The 17900-nt window shown below is 52.4% G+C and carries 14 protein-coding genes; 10 read left to right on the top strand and 4 right to left on the bottom strand.

Annotated elements, in window-relative coordinates; genetic code table 11:
- Positions 1–5: 5 nt before the first annotated feature.
- The 4 genes from ACFOMG_RS03625 to ACFOMG_RS03610 are packed head-to-tail and all read right to left on the bottom strand — an operon-like array spanning position 6 to position 2969.
- Entirely contained in the window at positions 6–743 is a 738-nt protein-coding gene (locus tag ACFOMG_RS03625) for a fibro-slime domain-containing protein (protein WP_376864857.1), read from the bottom strand.
- 11 nt (positions 744–754) lie between these two features.
- Positions 755–1534, bottom strand: coding sequence for a fibro-slime domain-containing protein (locus ACFOMG_RS03620; RefSeq protein WP_376864856.1), 780 nt, complete (start codon positions 1532–1534; stop codon positions 755–757).
- A gap of 20 nt (positions 1535–1554) precedes the next feature.
- A complete protein-coding gene (locus tag ACFOMG_RS03615) occupies positions 1555–2169 on the bottom strand; it encodes an outer membrane beta-barrel domain-containing protein (protein ID WP_376864855.1) in 615 nt (204 codons plus the stop codon).
- Positions 2170–2195: 26 nt separating this feature from the next.
- Positions 2196–2969, bottom strand: a complete 774-nt coding sequence (locus ACFOMG_RS03610) for an SH3 domain-containing protein (protein ID WP_376864854.1) — start codon at positions 2967–2969, stop codon at positions 2196–2198.
- 462 nt (positions 2970–3431) lie between these two features.
- Here ACFOMG_RS03610 and ACFOMG_RS03605 point away from each other — a divergent pair, with 462 nt between their 5' ends.
- The 10 genes from ACFOMG_RS03605 (at position 3432) to ACFOMG_RS03560 (ending at position 17811) form a co-directional block, all read left to right on the top strand.
- Positions 3432–4016: an AraC family transcriptional regulator gene (locus ACFOMG_RS03605; protein WP_376864853.1), complete on the top strand. Its 585-nt coding sequence runs from the start codon at positions 3432–3434 to the stop codon at positions 4014–4016.
- A 4-nt stretch (positions 4017–4020) separates the two neighbouring features.
- Positions 4021–5712, top strand: coding sequence for a tetratricopeptide repeat protein (locus tag ACFOMG_RS03600; protein WP_376864852.1), 1692 nt, complete (start codon positions 4021–4023; stop codon positions 5710–5712).
- The gene (locus ACFOMG_RS03595; RefSeq protein ID WP_376864851.1) at positions 5709–8528 is read left to right on the top strand and encodes a tetratricopeptide repeat protein; all 2820 of its coding nucleotides are present in this window, start codon (positions 5709–5711) and stop codon (positions 8526–8528) included. The genes ACFOMG_RS03600 and ACFOMG_RS03595 overlap by 4 nt, the downstream gene beginning before the upstream one ends.
- On the top strand, positions 8509–9327 hold the full coding sequence (locus ACFOMG_RS03590) for a tetratricopeptide repeat protein (RefSeq protein WP_376864850.1): 819 nt from the start codon (positions 8509–8511) through the stop codon (positions 9325–9327). The genes ACFOMG_RS03595 and ACFOMG_RS03590 overlap by 20 nt, the downstream gene beginning before the upstream one ends.
- An 11-nt stretch (positions 9328–9338) precedes the next feature.
- Entirely contained in the window at positions 9339–9623 is a 285-nt protein-coding gene (locus ACFOMG_RS03585; protein WP_376864849.1) for a hypothetical protein, read from the top strand.
- 25 nt (positions 9624–9648) lie between these two features.
- Positions 9649–10314 (top strand): MotA/TolQ/ExbB proton channel family protein, encoded by a 666-nt coding sequence (locus tag ACFOMG_RS03580; protein WP_376864848.1) that lies wholly within the window; start codon positions 9649–9651, stop codon positions 10312–10314.
- A 4-nt stretch (positions 10315–10318) separates the two neighbouring features.
- Positions 10319–10828 carry an ExbD/TolR family protein gene (locus ACFOMG_RS03575; RefSeq protein WP_376864847.1) on the top strand — a complete coding sequence of 170 codons (510 nt, stop codon included), beginning with the start codon at positions 10319–10321 and terminating at the stop codon, positions 10826–10828.
- A complete protein-coding gene (locus tag ACFOMG_RS03570; protein WP_376864846.1) occupies positions 10825–11337 on the top strand; it encodes an ExbD/TolR family protein in 513 nt (170 codons plus the stop codon). Before ACFOMG_RS03575 ends, ACFOMG_RS03570 begins: the two co-directional genes overlap by 4 nt.
- Positions 11330–12244, top strand: coding sequence for an AgmX/PglI C-terminal domain-containing protein (locus ACFOMG_RS03565; RefSeq protein ID WP_376864845.1), 915 nt, complete (start codon positions 11330–11332; stop codon positions 12242–12244). Before ACFOMG_RS03570 ends, ACFOMG_RS03565 begins: the two co-directional genes overlap by 8 nt.
- 194 nt (positions 12245–12438) lie before the next feature.
- On the top strand, positions 12439–17811 hold the full coding sequence (locus ACFOMG_RS03560) for a TolB family protein (RefSeq protein ID WP_376864844.1): 5373 nt from the start codon (positions 12439–12441) through the stop codon (positions 17809–17811).
- Positions 17812–17900: the final 89 nt, after the last annotated feature.

Raw genomic sequence — 17900 nt, 5'->3', positions numbered from 1 at the left:
TAAGGTTACAGGCACTGTAACTCGAAGGTGGTTTCAAACCGGAATGACGAATGCACACTGTGGCGTTCGGCAAAAAACAGATCGAATGAATAGGTGTTGTTGGGCTCGATGCCTAATTCATCGGCGATATCGTCGAGGTACACGGTTTTTTCCGTGCGGCCATGCACACCACCAATGTCAACAGCCAGCTTGCCGTTAATAAAAATCCACAGGTCATCATCGCCGTCGAACTTAAACCGTCCACCTTCGACATAAAAAAACTTCAGGTGGGTTTCCAGGGTGAAATGATAATTGTGAGAAAACCCCTGGTTGCCAAACCCTTCGCCATCGATCGGGAAAAAGGACGAATTGGTATAGCGGTAAAACCCGGGGGTTACTTCCGTCATTTCCAGTGTTTTCGGAATCGAGGTGTTGACGTTAGGTACGTTCCGATACCACTGATCAAACGCTTCTTTGCCATGAGTCGTAAAGGTTTCTCCGGCATACACCGGGCGGCCGTCAGCGCCCAGGTCTTTTTTTACAATGCCTTCGTCCCTGCCAAACACACCGGCTTCAAAGTCGGGGTGGCTGGCTTTAAAGTCGCGGATTAATACCGGAATTTTGCGCACACCGTTATGTGGATCGACACAGGTACAAATGTCGTCATAATCACCGGGTTTGCCGTCGCCAGCCAGTGTGCCCGGTGTAGCCGCCGCCAGGGCGGTTGTCAGAACGACAGATGGAATCAGAGTAGCTTTCATCATAAGACGCTCCGTTACAGGCATTCCAGTTCAAAACTGCTTTCAAATACAAAACGCGACGCTGAGGTATGTCGCTCAGCAAAGAACAGAGCAAATGAATAACTGTTGCCAGGTTCAATGCCCAGCTCGTCAGCCATTTCATCCAGATTAACAATGCGTTCCAGCGAAGGGTGCAGGCCGCCTAATTCGATGGCCAGTTTGCCGTTAATAAAAATCCACAGATCGTCGTCACCCAGGAAGCGGAATGTGCCACCTTCGACGTAATAAAACTTCAGGTGCGTTTCCAGAGTAAAGTGGAAATTGCGGTAAAGCCCTTCGGTGTCATAACCGGAATTACCATAGCCCTGGTTGTCGATCGGGAAAAAGCTCAGATTTTCATAGGTGTATTTGTACAGGCTATCGGGGCTGCTCGGACGCATAACCAGAGTGGTCGGAATGGTGCGATTGACTCCGGGAACATCGCGATACCACTGATCAAAGTATTGCTTGCCATGGGTGGTATCTGTCCGGCCATCGACATTGCGGTACACCGGCCGGCCATCTTCACTGAGATAATTTTCAATGATGCCCTCATCGCGCACCCGGCCATTGTATAAATGTGACGGAATTTCGAAGTCCGGATGAGACTCCTGAAAATCACGCACGGTAACCGGAATCTGACGTAACCCGGTTTCTTCCTGCACACAGGTACATACCTGTGTGTAGCTGCCAGGCTGATCGCCTTCGGCCTGAGCCTGCACTGCGATCAGAGAGATACCCGCCAGAGCAACCCGATTGATAAAAGAGAATGCCATAATGCCTCCGCTTGCCGGCCTCAGAAAAAGGCCGTCACGCCGGTCGTGAATTCCAGATTGTGATTACGTTTTTTCTTCGGAGTGATTTCAGACTCGAAGGTATGATCACGAAAATCAACGTTAATCGTCAGCCAGTCCTGCAAAATGATGCGGTAACCGCTGCCATAGGTCAGGGTAAAATGTTTGTCACCGGCAAACTCTGTGTTACCGGCGCCTGCCACCAGATAAAATGCACTATTGAAGGCCAGGGATTGTGTGACAAAGGTCTCACCGGGGAAAATATTGTAGCCAACCAGCAGGTTGTAGTAGGTATATTTTCGGTCATCGTCGCTGAGAAAGCGCACTCCGTCCCCTGCCTGTTGCTCGGCGTAAGACAGGCCTGCCTCAGCCTGGCCAAGGTTGGTCTGCAGGAAAAAGTCTTCAGTCGCGTGAAAAGAAGCCTTCAGGCCATACACGGCGCTGCTGGTAAAATCTTCAATCGATAAAATACCGGCATAACCACCAATCTCAAAAAACTCAGTATCGATCTGAGCTTCGTAAGCCTCACGTTGTTTATTGTCCGGCTCGACCACCACGATAGGTTTAATGTCGACGGAGCCATCATCCGCGCTCAGCGCTGGTGCAGAAAAGCCCATTGCTGCGCCTGTGCAGATTGCTGTGTTCAGAAAAAGCTGCTGAAACCGATTCGCCATGCAGAATTACTCGTTGAGCCGTTATCGCCGGAAATATGCATCTTGCGGTATTCACCACGCATCACAAAATTCAGACCGATGTAAAAATTGATCCCTGCGCCGGTAAAGCGATAATCACTGTCGTAGTGATTATTGCGACCTACATTCAGCGTTTCCTTTTGCTGAAAGACCTGTTTGCCATAACCATGGCTGATAAACGGGGTAAATGATAAAGACTGGATCGGCTCGATCAGCAGGTTGCCACCGTAGCTGTAACCTTCGATGTCATCCGCAAAAATCTGTCCGCCTTCAATTTCCAGGCTGGCAAAACTTAATAACCGGAAACCGACCATTACTTGTGCGGTTTCGTCATCATCCTGTTTTCCCAGGCTGAAACCGACCCGGAATTTCTGTGCCAGGTAATCGCCGTGGCGAACATCTGGCAACGCAGCCGGTAAGCCGGTTGGAGCGATGGTTCTGGCCAGTTTTTCCTGCGTTACCCAGCCCTGACGCAGGCGCCGGTCGGAGACCAGATACCAGTTGCCGCGACGTTTATAGACGTTCACTTCATCACCCTGCTCGATGGTGTGAATGATCGGATAACCACGTCCCGGGCCGCTGTGTAATTCGATAAAACTGTCAATCACGCTGAGACGTACCAGCTCATGCTGAGGTTTATCGGAGCTGGCATAGGACGACAAAAAACGCTCCAGCCAGGAATCGTCTGTTGCCGGTTGTGCCTGCAGCAGCGTTGCAAACAGCATAAGCCCGAGCCCGGCTAGCGGTTTCAGAGCGCGAAAAATAACAAGCCGGATCGACTGAAAATGTAAGGCGTGATTAAGCAAAAACGGCAACCTTCCCACACGGATGACATTAAAAACACCTGAATAAGCCGTCAGGTATCCGGAAAAATAACGCGGCAAAAGTACCAGAAGGGCTGCGGGGATTCTGTGAACTGATTAGATAATTATGTCGTCAGCCCACATCGCTGAGTGATATCCGGCAAACCCCGGGTAAAAGACTGGCTTTATTTGTCCGTTTTTGGCGCGACCGGTTGCCTGCCGGTAAATGTCGTCAAAATGAATTCCACCTTTGGCCCATAAATTTTGTGGACTTGGTCTAAAACTGGCTTTTTGCCGCTTTAAGTCCGGGGTGAACTCATAGTAGTCTCGCGCAACTTTCGCAAGTGGGTTGTCCGGTTATTACGCACAGTTAGAGGTGGTTTGATGAGAGTGAACAAGGTGTTGTCGGTTTGTTTGCTGGCATTTGGCTGTACTCTGACTGCGGCAGATAAGGCAGCAGCAGACGGAACAATTGAATTTGCCGGCGAAGAGCGTAAACAGACGGCTCAGCAGGCGCTGGATACGGTTAAAGATTTATCGCGTGAAATTCAGGGGCTGAAGTCAGAAATTGTTGGTCTGAACAAAGACCTGCGGCTGATGGAAGAAGAACTGTTATTTCCGTCCAGCTCTCAGGTGTCGGTTTTTGTGTCGCTGGATATCGGTCAGTTTTTTAAGCTCGAAAGCGTCAAACTCAAACTCGATGGCAAACAGGTTGTCAGCCATATTTACAGCGATAAGCAGCGTCAGGCGCTCAAACGTGGTGGCGTTCAGCGACTCTATCTGACCAACCTGAATCTGGGTGAGCATACCCTGTCGGCCTTTTTTACCGGCATCGGTCCTAATGGCCGGCCCTACAAACGTGCCGCCGAACAGAGCTTCACCAAACATAAAGGCAGTCATTATATTGAGCTGGCTGTTGTCGACGACTTCAGCAAACAGGAACCCACATTCGTTATAAAGCAGTGGTAATCGTATGTGGCGTTTAATCATTGTTTGTTGTCTGTTGTTACCTTCACTGGCGTTGTCGGCAGAGCGGTTACGCGATCTGAAATTCGGTACGATTCTGTTCGATTATTACCAGCAGAATTATTTTAACTCGCTGATTGGCTACGAAGTGGCTAAAGCCCGCGGCGAGCTTCAGAACCAGAAAAATGAAGCGCGTCTGCTGCAGGGTGGTATGACGTTATCGTATGGTTTGCCGCAACAGGCGGAAGCCATTTTCCTTGAACTGCTCGAGCAGCAGGTGTCCAAACCGGATCAGAATAAAGCCTGGTTTTATCTTGCCAAACTGTATTACCAGAAAGGTGAAACGGATAAAGCCGCTGCCACTCTGTCTCAGGTTAACGGCGAAATTCCCGATGAAATCGTGCGTGAATACAACTACCTGGCAACCCTGATCAATATTAAAAACGATCACCTGGAGGTCGCAGGTAACAGCATTGATATGATCGCCAAAGGCAGTGTTTACGAGCCTTACCTGCGTTTTAACCTGGCGGCATCGCAGCTGGCAGCCGGCAACCTGAGCGATAGCGAAAGTAATTTTAAGCGGGTGATTCGTTACGCTGACAGCCATACCGATGAAGAGTTTGTGGTATTGGCCGACCGCGCCAAACAGGCTCTGGCCCACGTTGATATTAATCAGGGTGATTTATTAGCCGCCTGGCAGGATTTACAGAATGTACGCACCACCGGTCTGTACAGTAACCGCGCGTTGCTCAGTTATGGCTGGACCGCCATTAAACTTGAACGTTATCCCCAGGCAATACCGGCGTTAAAAGCACTCGACCGGCGCTCGATCAGTATTGCTGAGGTGCAGGAGGCGAAGGTTTTACTGGCACACCTGTATGAGCAGCAGGGCGCCCACCGTACCGCACTGAAACAATACCTGCTGGCAGAAAAAGCCTTTGCTCAGGGGGTTGATGCAATTGCCGGAGCGCGCCGGGTGATTGCCGGACAACGGATCCCGCAGGAATTTGTCCGCAACCTGGAAGCCATGATGGACGAAACCGATTGGTATGGCAGTGAGCCCAGCCTGGATTATAACAAGCTGACCCCCTTCCTGATCGAGCTGATGTCGAGCAACCCGTTTCATATTGTGATTAAAGAACTGCGCGATTTATATGCGTTGCAGGATAACCTCAGTTACTGGCGCCGCCAGGCAAATGAACATCAGCTGATTATTCGTCATCGCCAGCAGGGCTGGAGCAGTGAATCACTGGCAAAATTTGTCAGTCGCCATCAGCAGCGCAAAGACCAGATGGAAATCATGGTCAGCGAACTGGAGCTGCACAGCGTTGCACTGAATGTTGAAGAACAGCAACGCTTTGAACCTATGCTGGAAGCAGTGCGTGATGATTTTGATCAGATGGAAAAAATGCTGAAAAAAATCAAACGCATCGAAAAACCCTATCGTGAATCCGAAGAAAAGCTGGCCTGGATGGCTGAATTGCACAACCGCATTGATATTAAGCTGGCCAGGGTGAATGGCCTGATTAAAAAACTCGAAAATGTCATGCGCAAAGTTGTTAATGCCGAGCTGGATAAGCACGAAGAGCGGATGAAATATTACTGGGCACAGGCGCGCCTGGGTAAAGCGCGTCTGTACGACCGGACGTTAATGAATCTGGAGCAGGTACCTACTGCACCAACAGAGGTGAAGCCATGAAATCAACAATGCGCCTTCTGTTACCCGTTGCCATCAGCTCTGCCATGATCGCCTGTTCGTCGCAGGGAACCATTGGCAGTCTGGATCAGGTTGAGACAGAAGAGTTACAAGAAGTCGAAATTGATAAGCTGAATCACCAGCAGATTCGGGATCAGTATCAGGAAATTCTCGGGCTGGTCGACGACGATTATATTAAAGAACAGATTGAACGGCGCATTTCCGGCGTGCACATGCAGGAAGGGGATTCCCGCTCAGCCAGCCCGAACTCGCCGCCGGAGCAGGGATATTATCGCAACGCCATCGCCAGCTACCGCGATATTCTGGAAAAGTATCCAAACAGTCCGGATAACGCCGAGGTGTTGTACCAGCTGGCTAAGGCCTACGATCTGGAAGGGCAGCCGGATAATGCGCTGGCGATGATGAACCGGCTGGAAAAATACCACCCGGATTACGAGCACATGCCGGAAGTGTATTTCCGCATGGGAGATCTGCACTTTAATGCAGAGCGTTACCCTCAGGCAGAGCGTGCGTATCGCAAAACCGCGCAATACAACAGCAGCAGTCTGAATAATAATGCTCACTATATGCTGGGCTGGGCCTTGTATAAGCAAGGTGCTTTCGATAAAGCACTGGATGAATATTCCTTTGTTCTGAATGCCCTGTATCGTGCCGATGGCAGTACCGCAGAGCTGAACAATGTTGAGCAATCGCTGGTGAATGACACCCTGCACAGCATGAGCCTGGCACTGGTTAATCTTGGTGGCGCGGAAGCCATTCGTGATGTCGATAGTCTGCGTGATAAACCGTTTGTCTGGCGTTTGTATCAGCAGCTGGCTGGTTTTTACCTGAACAAAAACCTCTATTCCGACAGTGCCGCTACGTATCGTGAATACATTGAACGTTTCCCGATGCGGGAGCGTGCCAGCCGTTTCCATACCGAATTGATTTCTGTGTATGTTAAAGGCGCATTCCCGAAACTGGTGTTGCAGGAAAAAGAAAACTACGCCGACCTGTATGGTCCGGATAGCGATTATTACCGTCAGTTTCCACAGTTGCAGGCGCAGATTGGTGATGACCTGAAAGGTTATTACGTTGAGCTGGCCACTCACTATCACAGTAAAGGACAGCAGGCGCTGGCCAAGCTGAAGAAAAAGCCAAAAGAGACTCATCTGGCCGAGGTAGGGTCTGAATCACTCACCAGTGCCGCCGATTTTTATCAGCGTTATCTGGCGTTATTCAGCGGGCCTGAAAGTGCCCGTATCCGCTATAAAAAAGCCGAAGCTCTGTTTGAAAATGGCCAGTATGGTCTGGCCGCTGGTGAATACCAGCAGGTGGCTTATGGCGATGCCGACTACGAGTTAGCGAATAAAGCCGGTTATGCCGCCATTGTGTCTTATCAGAAACATATCGCTCAGCTGGAACAACAACAGGCTGATCAACAGCAGATCGACAGCTGGCGCGCCGATTCTCTGGCCAGCATGCTGCAGTTTACCGAAGTATTCCACAAAGACAGCCGTTCTCCGGCGGTACTGACAAATGCTTCTCAGGCAATGTTCACCCTGAAACAATATGAGCGTGCGATTAAAGTCGCCAGCGACCTGCTGCAAAATGTTAAAGGCCTGAATAATGACCTGAAAAAAACCGCCTTTGGCATTCTGGCGCAGTCACGTTTCAGCCTGAAGCAATACCAGCTGGCGAAAAACAATTATCTGGCGCAACGTAAGCTGGCCCGTGCCGGCAGTAAAGAATACCGTGAAATCAGTAATAACATCGCAGCGTCGGTATATCAGCACGCTCAACAGCTGAAGGAGCAGGATCAGTCCCAGGCGATCAACGAATTGTTATCGCTGAAAAAGCTGGCACCAGCGACCGATTTACGGGTTGTCGCACAGTACGATGCGGCGTCCATGCTGTTGGCAGAAAAACGCTGGGATGATGCGATCACAGAATTACGCCAGCTGAAGCAGGCCTATCCGAAACATAAACTGGCGGCGGAATTCCCGCGTAAGCTGGCCTTTGCTTATGAAAGTCAGAAAGACTGGCCACAGGCGCTGGCTGCTTACGAATATCTGCAGGCAAAAGATCCGCAGCCGGGTGTTCGGCAGGAAGCCTTGTTTGTCGCTGCGGGTTTAGCGGAAAAAACCGGTAACGACAATAAAGCCATCGATTACTATCGCGACTATGCCCATAAATATGAGCAGCCGTTCGATAATCGTATGGAAGCGCGTTATAAACTGGCATCGCTGTATGAAAAAGCCAAAGACCGCAACCGTCAGTTATTCTGGCTGCGGCGGGTCATTGCCGGTGATAAATCAGCCGGTGATCAGCGTACTGAGCGCAGTCAGTGGTTGGGTGCCTGGGCGAATGCTAAATACGGTGATTATTTTGCCTGGGAATTTAACCGTCGCTCCATCCGTTTGCCGATTGAAAAAAGCATCAATCGTAAAAATGGTTTCCTGCAGGATGCTGCCACACGTTACAGCATGGCAGCCGACTACGGCATTCTTGAGTTTGTCAGCCTGTCGAATCAGAAGCTGGCGCGGCTGTACGAAAATTTCTCTGACGATTTAATTAAAGCGCCGGTTCCAAAAGAGTTACCGGCTGCCGACAAAGCGCTGTTTGCACAAATCCTTCAGCAACAGGCTGAACCCTTTACTGCGCTGGCCGCCGATTATTATATGGCCAACGTTGAGCTGGCCTGGCAGGGCCATTACAACAACTGGATCCAGCAGAGTTTCGATGCCATGCGTCGATTATCTCCGCTGCGTTTCGATCAGACCGAACAGGTAGCGAAATATGGCGATGAAATCCGTTAATTCAGCGCTCCGTGGAGCGACCCGTGGACTGGCTGCGTGCTGTGTTGTGTTGCTGAGTGCCTGTGCCGGTAACAATACTAAACCGGAGTCGCCAGCCGTGGCGGAAGCCGGTGTGTTACAGCCGGACAGCAGTCAGCCACAACTGATGGCGACCGAGGGGTATTTACCGCAGCAGAAAAAAGATGCGCAGGGTAAATGGCTGAGCTATGACGCCATAAAAAATCCTTATCTGGCGAATAAGTCTCAGGTGAATAAAGGTTCGGTATTATTATTTATCGAAGCACAGAAAGCCTGGCGGGATGAAGATTACACCACAGTCGAGCAGAAACTGAATGTCATCGTTAATAATGACAAAGCGTTGTCTGGCCCGTGGGTAATGCGTGCTCGTTTATCGCTGCAGCGTGAGCAATACGAAAAGGCCGAAGAGCAATTATTAAAGGCACTGGCGCTGAACAGTGAAAATGTGAATGCCTATCCGCTGCTGGCTCAGGTACAACGGTTACAGGGTAAGTTTTTCCATGCTCAGAATACGCTGGCTCGGGCGCTGACCTTATGGCCGGATTTTCCTGAAGCTCACTACAACCTGGCCTTGCTGTATGACGCTTATCTGAATAAAGAGGTGGCGGCGCAGCAACATCTGGAAGCGTATCTGTTTCTGGAGAAGGAAGTGGAACCTGCGGTTTATGCCTGGCTGAAAGATATCGCCAGCCGTACCGGCGTGCAGCAAAGCTCGGTCGGTAAACAAACCAACCCGAGCGAATTTTTGCGTCAGGCCGACGTGTTATTAGCTAATGAATAAGCGGAGTGATGATGATTATTAAAAAAACAGTCTGTCTTTCTGCGCTGATCATTGCCTTTGTGAGCCCGGTCAACGCAGATGAACCCATAAAACTGGAAAGTAGTTTTGTTGGTGATAAAGAACAGCCTGCGGTCAGTTATTTTGTTCCCTGGAAAGGACCGGGCGGGGCGGAAAAGCTGTATCAGAAGCAGGAAGATAAATATGAAAAAAGCATTGATAGCGTTGATCGTGAAGTGATGTTGCGATCTATGCGAATTTATAACGAAATGAATTTGGAAGGCCGTGGCCAGCAATAGGCCGGGTAATCAGTCAGAGGTTTTTATGGAATTTTATTCGGCAATTGTCACCTTCTTTCAACAGGGTGGTTTTTTTATCTATCCGATTGCACTGGTGTTTGCACTGGGTTTAGCGATCACAGTGGAACGCTGGCGTTTTCTGAAACGTGAAAAAGAGCGAAACCTGAAAGCCTTTGATGACTTTCTGCCTTTGCTGCGCACCGATGATCACGAAAAAATGACACTGTTCACCCGCGACAATACGGCACCGGTATCACGCATGATTGGTTGTGGTCTGGATATGATGCAGGTTACCCGTATGCGTGCTGATGTGGAGCAGGCTATGAGTGAGGGCATGATGGAATCAGTTCCACGCCTTGAGCAGCGTACCGGTTATCTGGCGGTATTAGCCAACGTCGCCACACTGCTGGGGCTGCTGGGTACCATTATTGGTCTGATTGCCGCGTTTACTGCTGTGGCCAGTGCCGACCCGGCAGAAAAATCACGGCTTTTGTCTGAGTCCATTTCGGTGGCGATGAACACCACGGCGTTTGGTCTGATTGCCGCAATTCCGTTGCTGATTTTCCACGCGGTATTAAGCAATAAAACCAATGCCATTATTGGCAGCATCGAAATGGCAGGCGTTAAATTCCTTAACGTAATGACTCTGAATCGCGCCATTGAAGCGGGAATGCCGAAGTCAAAGGGTTAAGCGTATGAGCTTAAAAATCAAACGGCTGAACACCGACGCGGCAGAAATCGACGTCACCAGCTTTATGAACCTGATGATTGTTCTGGTTCCGGTACTGCTGATGAGTATGACCTTCACCAAAATCACGGTGATGGAAATTAATCTGCCGGAACTGACCGGTGGTGGTGGTGCAACCTCGCTGGATCAATCGCAGCTGGAAGTGGTGGTGCGTGATGATGGCATTGGTGTGTTTTTTCCGGCGGGTACCCGCATTAAAGACATTCCCCTGACGGCGGATGGGCAGTATGACTTTACCACGCTGTCGCTGGTATTACGCGAGCTGAAAAAGCAAGTCAGCGAAAAGCGTGACGCTCTGATTCTGTTGGGTAAAAATCTGGAGTATCAGACGCTGATTAATACCATGGATACGGTTAAATCGTATCAGACGGTGGTTGCCGCAGATCTGGCGGAAGTCGAATTATTCCCGGAAATTTCTCTGGGTGATATCGCGGATAAAAAGCAGGTGAAGCCATGATGCACGGCGGCACGTTTTATAAGCGCGAAGACAAGAAAAAAACCATTGGCCTGCACCTGGTGTCGCTGATGGATATTTTCACCATTCTGGTTTTCTTTCTGTTGATGAACAGCGGTGACAGCCAGGAAATTGAAAGCGCGAAATTTATTACCCTGCCTGATTCCCAGGCAAAAAGTTCCTTCAGTAACGAACTGCTGATTACCGTGACCAGCGAACAGATTCTGATTGATGACAAACCGGTGATGGCTCTGCAGCAGGTGATTGAAGCAGATGGCAAACCGGTGGATGCCATTATGGAAGAGCTGAAGCTGAAAAGTGATGAGCGGGGCGAACTGAGCGAGTTTGAAAAACAATACGGACGTTCGGTGACGATACTGGGTGACCAGGAAATTCCTTACGCCATTTTACGCAGCGTGATGGCCAGTTGTTCACAACAAAACTACCGCGATATCGCCCTGGCTGTGAACCAGGTGGTTAACGGCGTGATACAGGTGGCCAGTGATGAGTGAAATAGCACACAACCCGGTTGATCACCTGGCACTTGAGGTGCTGCTGCCCTGGCATGAAGACCAGGCGCAGAAAGAACGGTTTAAAAAACTGGCGCAGCGCATAGTTATTCCGTTTATGGCGTTTTTGCTGGTGATGCCACTGTTGCCGGATCTGTCTCCGGAAAAAGAGGTGGAGAAAAAAGTCATCACCAAGCTGATGCTGGATAAACCGGAGCCGGAACTGGTAGAGCAGACACCACCGGAAGTGGCGAAGCCGGAACCGGTAAAACCTAAGCCGAAACCGTCGCAGAAAACTCAGCAACCCGGCGCTCCTAAAGCGAAAACCGATTTGCAGGCTTTAAGCCAGCAGTTGTCGGCGTTGCGCACGTCCGCCAACAGCGTGAAGCGTACCCGGAAAAATGTTCTGGTGGCAAAAAGCGGCAAGGTGCAGAAAAGCACCCGCTCTCTGCTGGGGCAAAAAAACGCCACCTCCACCAGTGCCGGACTGGCCAGCAGTGATGTCACGGTGAATTCTCACGGTGTGCAGCTGGCGGGTCACGAATCCGGAGCGGTGGAAAGCCCGGTGATGCCGGTTGAGTTACCAAGTGAAGACGAATATCTGGATCCGCAGCAGGAAAGCCGGCGCGACATGCAGAGTATTCGCCGCACACTGGAACGCCATAAAGGCGCGGTGTATGCGTTATACACCAAGGCGTTGCGCAGCGAACCGGAACTGAATGGCCGCTTTATTTTTGAATTTACTATTTTGCCGAGTGGCGTGGTTTCCGGCCTGAAAATTCAGAGCAGCGAACTGGGCAATGCCGCGCTGGAACAGAAGATGTTGGATAAAATCCGCCAGATCCGGTTTGGTGAACAGGATGTGATTGCCACCGCGGTGCAATACACCTTCACCTTCGTTCCTTCGTAATAAAGCGCCAGTTCAAACCCTGGCTGGCTGTGTTGAGCTGATCCGTTGTTGCTTAACCGGCCAGTCTTTAACCTGCGTCACATTAATGTGGCGTTAATGCTTAGTAAGCTGGCGGCCAATAATGACGTCAGCCTTCTTTTCCGAATGACAAGATAGCTCAGACGATTGATCAGAATGCGTCGAGGTAAAACACTGTGGATATGATTACGATGCAAAAAGGCCTGTTAACTCTGGCAGTATCAGCCGCCCTGGCTGGTTGTAACAGCGAGCTTGGCTCAGAAGGGAACACCGATCAGGAATCGGTGGTTGCCGCCAATACTCCTTTTGCTTATGTCTACCGTGACGGCGAACCGGTATTTCGTGATGCCGACCAGCCGCAGCAATATTATCCCGGCGCCCGTTTAATGGTGCGTTCGGCGTTGAGCCAGGAAGTCGCGGAAGCGGAAATTCTCAGCCAGCGGTTTGCCGGACAGTCTTACGATGCGAAAGATCTGAGCGTGTCGAACGACGGTAAATGGCTGTTGTTCTCTGCCCGCAGTGAACAGGACAGCAGCTGGAACCTGTACGAATATTCGTTCGAATCACAACAGCTGCGGCGCATTATCGCTGATGATCAGCTGGCCGCTGCCGGTAATGATACGGCGCCGGTGTATTCCGACGGCAAAATTGTGTTTTCTTCCGATCGTGGCGACAGCGCCGATGCCACCTTGTTGTTCGTGATTGAACGCGATGGCAGCGATTTAAAAGCCATTACCCGCGGCGATCAGCAACAGGACGTGGAAGGTGTATCACTGGGTTCGGGTGAGGTGGTCTTTACCCGTCGCAGTGGCAACAGTCAGAACGCGTTTGTTCGTGGTGACAGTAACGAACTGAGCCAGCCTGCACTGATGCAGGTGCGCGTTGATGGGGAAGCGTTACAGCCACTGGCGGACAGCCAAACCATCAATACTCAGCAGTTGTCGGCGCTGGTGCAGGGACGTAATGGCCGCCTGATGGGGCTGGCCGGAGCACAGAACTCCAGACTCGGCGGTGGGCAGATCATTGAACTGTATGGCAACCAGGCCGAATCCACGGCCAGCCTGATGACCGCCGGTGAAGACGATGCGGCGATCCGGGCGGTTTACCAGGAATTGCGCAGCCGTTCGTTAACCTCAGATAACACCACTCAGGCGAGCAACGAAGTCAGCACCAATGGCTGGTACAGCGCTTTCTGGCCGTACCGGGATGGCACCAGCCGGATGCTGGTGAGCTGGTCTCAGTGTCTGAAAAACAACGCCGGAGTGGCCCGCTTATGTGAAGCCGGTGAAAACCTGGATGGCGTTGAGCCACGTTATGGCATCTGGGTATTTGATGCGGCAGAAAACTCCCGCCGTCCGGTATTGCGGGCTAAGCAGGATCGTATCTACAGCGAAATTGTACTGGGTTATCCGAACCGCAACGGCGGACTGGGATTTGATGAAATCCCGCCGGGCAAACCAACCGAACCGCCTTACCAGCCAAAAGATCCGCAGGGTCAGGCGTTAACGGCCAGCGTGACGGCGAATGAAGATCAGGCGATTGATATTAATCTGCTCGACGCTGATATCACCGCGCTGGAACAGTTGACCGCATTAACCATCGCCGGAGTGCCTCAGGGTGCCCGTTTGCAACCCGCCACTGAGCTGGAAGACGGTCGCTGGCAGATTGATCTGGCACAGCTGGCCGCGCTGCAGTTTATTCCGCCAGCAGATTCTGCCACCGACCTGCAATTAACCACCAACGCCACCTTTACCGAATATAACCTGGCCGGCAGTGATGATGATCGCAGTCAGAGCTATCAGGGCAGCATTGATATTCAGCTGTTTGCCCAGGCTGACCAGCCGGCACTGACCCTGACCCAGCTGGACTCAGCGACGGGTGAAGTGCGGGTGAAACTGGCTGCGGTACTGAACGACAGTGATGGCAGTGAAACGATTAAAGCACTGCAGATCAGTGGCGTGCCGGCAGGCTCTCAGGTACTGGATGCGGAGCAGGACGGTGAGCGCTGGTTGCTGAATAATCCGGCAGCCAGTGAGCTGGTGATCAGCCTGGCGGCGGAACAGCGTGACGACTTTACCATCGCCGCCTTGCTGACGGTGCAGGATATTGATGCGGATGATCAGCAGGCAGGGGCGGATAACGCCCGGCCAATCAGTGAAAACAGCGTCACCGTCTCCGCCCTGCTGGATATCAGTTCGGTAGTGACGCCGGAACCGCTGGGCCAGCCGCTGTCGTTATCGGCTGTCAGCCAGGAAGATCAGGCGTTTGTTTTTGCCATCGACAGTGCCTCTGTTCGTGATTTTGCTGCCTTGCAACAGGTAGAAATCAGTCAGGTGCCGGCTGGTGTAATGCTCAGCCCGGCAACCGATCTGGGGAACGGCCGCTGGCAGGTCAGTGCCGCTCAATTACCACAGCTGACGCTGATGCCGGCACTGAACAGTGGCGACGATCTGCTGTTATTGACCCAGGCGACTTTCAGTGCCGATGGGGTTACGAATACTCATAACGGCCAGCTGCAATTACAGGTGACCGCAGTGGCCGATCAGCCACAGCTGAGCCTGAGTCAGCTGGCGTCGGATCAGGATCTGGTGATTAAGCTGCGTGTGGCTGCCAGCCTGCAGGATAACGACGGCAGTGAATCTTTCAGCTCGGCGCTGCTCAGCGGTATTCCGTCGCTGGCGCGGGTTGATGGCGCCAGTCGCAGCGGTGACGGCTGGCAGCTGGATCCGGCTAAGCTGGGCGACATTGTGATTCGTCTGGATGCCCAGCAGCGTCAGGACTTCAGCGCCCGGCTGCGACTGGATAACCAGGATATCGACCAGGATGATCAGCCCGGTGGTGATGAGTCACAGCGGCCATTAAGCCGTAACTCCGCTCAGGCCAGCATCAGTATTGTGTTACCGGAGCTGCCGCAGGAACCTCAGGGTGAGGCGGTCAGCGCCAGCCTGCAAACCAACGAAGATCAGCCGGTTGCACTGGCGATTGACGTGGCGGCATTACAGGGCGCGGCACAACTGCAACAGGTGATTCTGGCCGGTCTGCCTCAGGGCGTGGCGTTATCCATGGGTAACGATCTCGGCAATGGTCGCTGGCAGCTGACGCCACAACAGCTGGCAGCCGCTCAGCTGGCGCCGTCCGCTCACAGTGGTGATGATTTTGTGATCAGCACCAGTGCCACCTATGTTGAAGAAAATGGCCCGGGCAGCGAAGACGATCGCAGCAAAACCTATCAGGGCGAAATCCGTGTCAGCGTTCATGCGCTGGCCGACACGCTGGACCTGCACCTGCAACAAAGCGCGCTGAACAGCGACCTGCCGCATCAGGTTGGTATTGAGCTGAGCGCCAGCACGGCGGACAAAGATGGCAGTGAAAGTCTGTCGTCGGTACTGATCAGTCAGCTGCCTGCCGGTGCGGTGGTGCAAAACGCCAGCCAGCAAACTAATGGCTGGTTATTAAACGATGCCGGTGCCAGTCACGCACTGATCGATCTGGACCCACAACAGCGGGATAACTTCAGCGCCCGTGTGACCGTCGTGAACCAGGATATCGATAGCGATGATCAGGCTGGCGGCGATACCTCACAGCGTCCGCTGAGCACCAGTACGGCCAGCGCTACGCTGGCGATTACCACCGCTGATCTGCCCAACGAAGCCAATGGTGAAGCCATCAATGGCCGCTATCTGATTAACGAAGACGAAGTGTTGAGCTTTGCCTTTGATACTGACGCTATTAAAGGTTACGACCAGTTACTGCAGCTGGAGATTTCTCAGCTGCCGGCTGGTGCCACGCTGACTCCGGCAACCGAACTGAGTGCCGGTACCTGGCTGGTGGATGCCGTTGATCTGGCGGCACTGACGCTGACGCCGGTCACGGACTCAGGTGCGGATATGCAACTGCTCACCAAAGCCACCTTTATTAACCGCAATGGTCCGGGCAGCTGGGACGATCATCAGCGCGACTACCATGGTCGCCTGGACGTGGTGGTTCATGCACTGGCAGATACGCCGTTACTGACGGCGGTACAACAACCGCTGAATGCCGAACAGCCACAACGTATCGCACTGCAGGTAAACACCGCAGTCAGCGATAACGACGGCAGTGAAAGTGTTGTGGCGCTGGAACTGAGCGGTGTGCCTGCAACTGCGATTGTGGAACAGGCGGAACTGCTCGATGGCAATATCTGGCGCTTAACCGATGCCAGCTCCAGCGATGTGGTGTTACAGCTGGCGGCAGATCAGGCCGATAACTTTGACCTGACGCTGACGGTGAAAAACCAGGATGTTGATGCTGATGATCAGGCCGGTGGTGATGAATCACAACGGCCACTGAGCCGTAATCAGGCGCAGCTGAGCCTTAATGTCCGGGTGCAGGATGACAGCACCAACCCGGATGAGCTGGCGCTGGTGCACCTGCGCTCTGTGTATGTGCTGAATGATCAGGATCAGTCGGCGCAAGGCATTGACCAGTTGGCGAATCCAACGGAATCGCCGCTGGCACAACGCAGCGAACGGTTTGTACGGGTGCTGGCGGAGCGTGATGAAGGCACTCTGCAGTTCGATATCATCGGCTACAGCCCGATTCAGCCGGACGGTTCGGTGTTATTTGCCGCACCACAAGGGGTGCGTCTGGCACTGGAAGTGGTTAATGGTTATGGCAAAGCACTGAATCAGATGGACGGCAACGACTATCGTTACCAGAACTTTAACCGCAGTGTGGTGTTTATCCGCGCCGAACAGGGTGTGGTGAAACACTTTACCGGACTGGACGACGACGGTAATCCGATTGCTCAGCAGGGTGACGAAACCGGCGTGTATGCCGGAGCAACCGGGCAACAATGGCCAGGCACCAGCAGCGGACTGGAAGCCCGTCGTGGTGAAACCATGGCCCAGACCCTGGCGCGTTATATGCCTGACAGCCTGTTGCTGAAACGCGATATGAGTTATCAGAACCCATGGACCAATGCGGCTGCCGATGCACTGAATATCACGCTCGACCAGCTGACGACCGCGAAACCACTGACTGCCGCCTGTGAGCAGGAATGGCAATCAGGCTGTCGCATTGAAATCCGTTACCAACAGCATATTCAGCCGCTGTGGGATGAGGTTGAACGTGGCAGTGACGGTTATAGCTGTGTGAACTGCCATGACAGTCGTGGCTTCACTGAACTCAATCTGCTGGCCGATGTGCAGGCGGATGGTAAGCTGGCGTCGTACGACCGGTTATTCAGCGACGGCACACCTTATATGTATCTGTTGCATGACTTCAGCCCGGTATCACTCAACAGCTGTCGTCGCACCATTCATCCGCCATTGCTGGTACAGCCGGAGAATGACTGCTTTACCTGTTATGCCCAGTCGCTGATGAATCCGGGCGGTGCGGTATTAAGTGGTAACTTCTTTGATCTGTTCGATAACGACAGCAATGATGACCACAGTTACTTCCGGCCAACGGCGTTAACCGCTGAACAACGTCAGTTGCACCAGCAGCTGCTGACACCAGCAGAGCGTCGTCTGATTGCCGAATGGCTGGATCAGGGCGCAGCGCGCTAACCCCCGGGGGGCAGTGCTGCTGAACCAAGGCCTTCTGCTTGTGGCAGGAGGCCTTTTTTATGACGTTTCTTCCGGCTCGGTATACCAGC

The sequence above is a fragment of the Bacterioplanoides pacificum genome (assembly GCF_042648445.1).
In the GTDB taxonomy this organism is placed as follows: domain Bacteria; phylum Pseudomonadota; class Gammaproteobacteria; order Pseudomonadales; family Oceanobacteraceae; genus Bacterioplanoides; species Bacterioplanoides pacificum.
The sequence above is the reverse complement of the archived record's forward strand: the minus strand, read 5'-3'. Positions and strand labels throughout refer to the sequence as shown.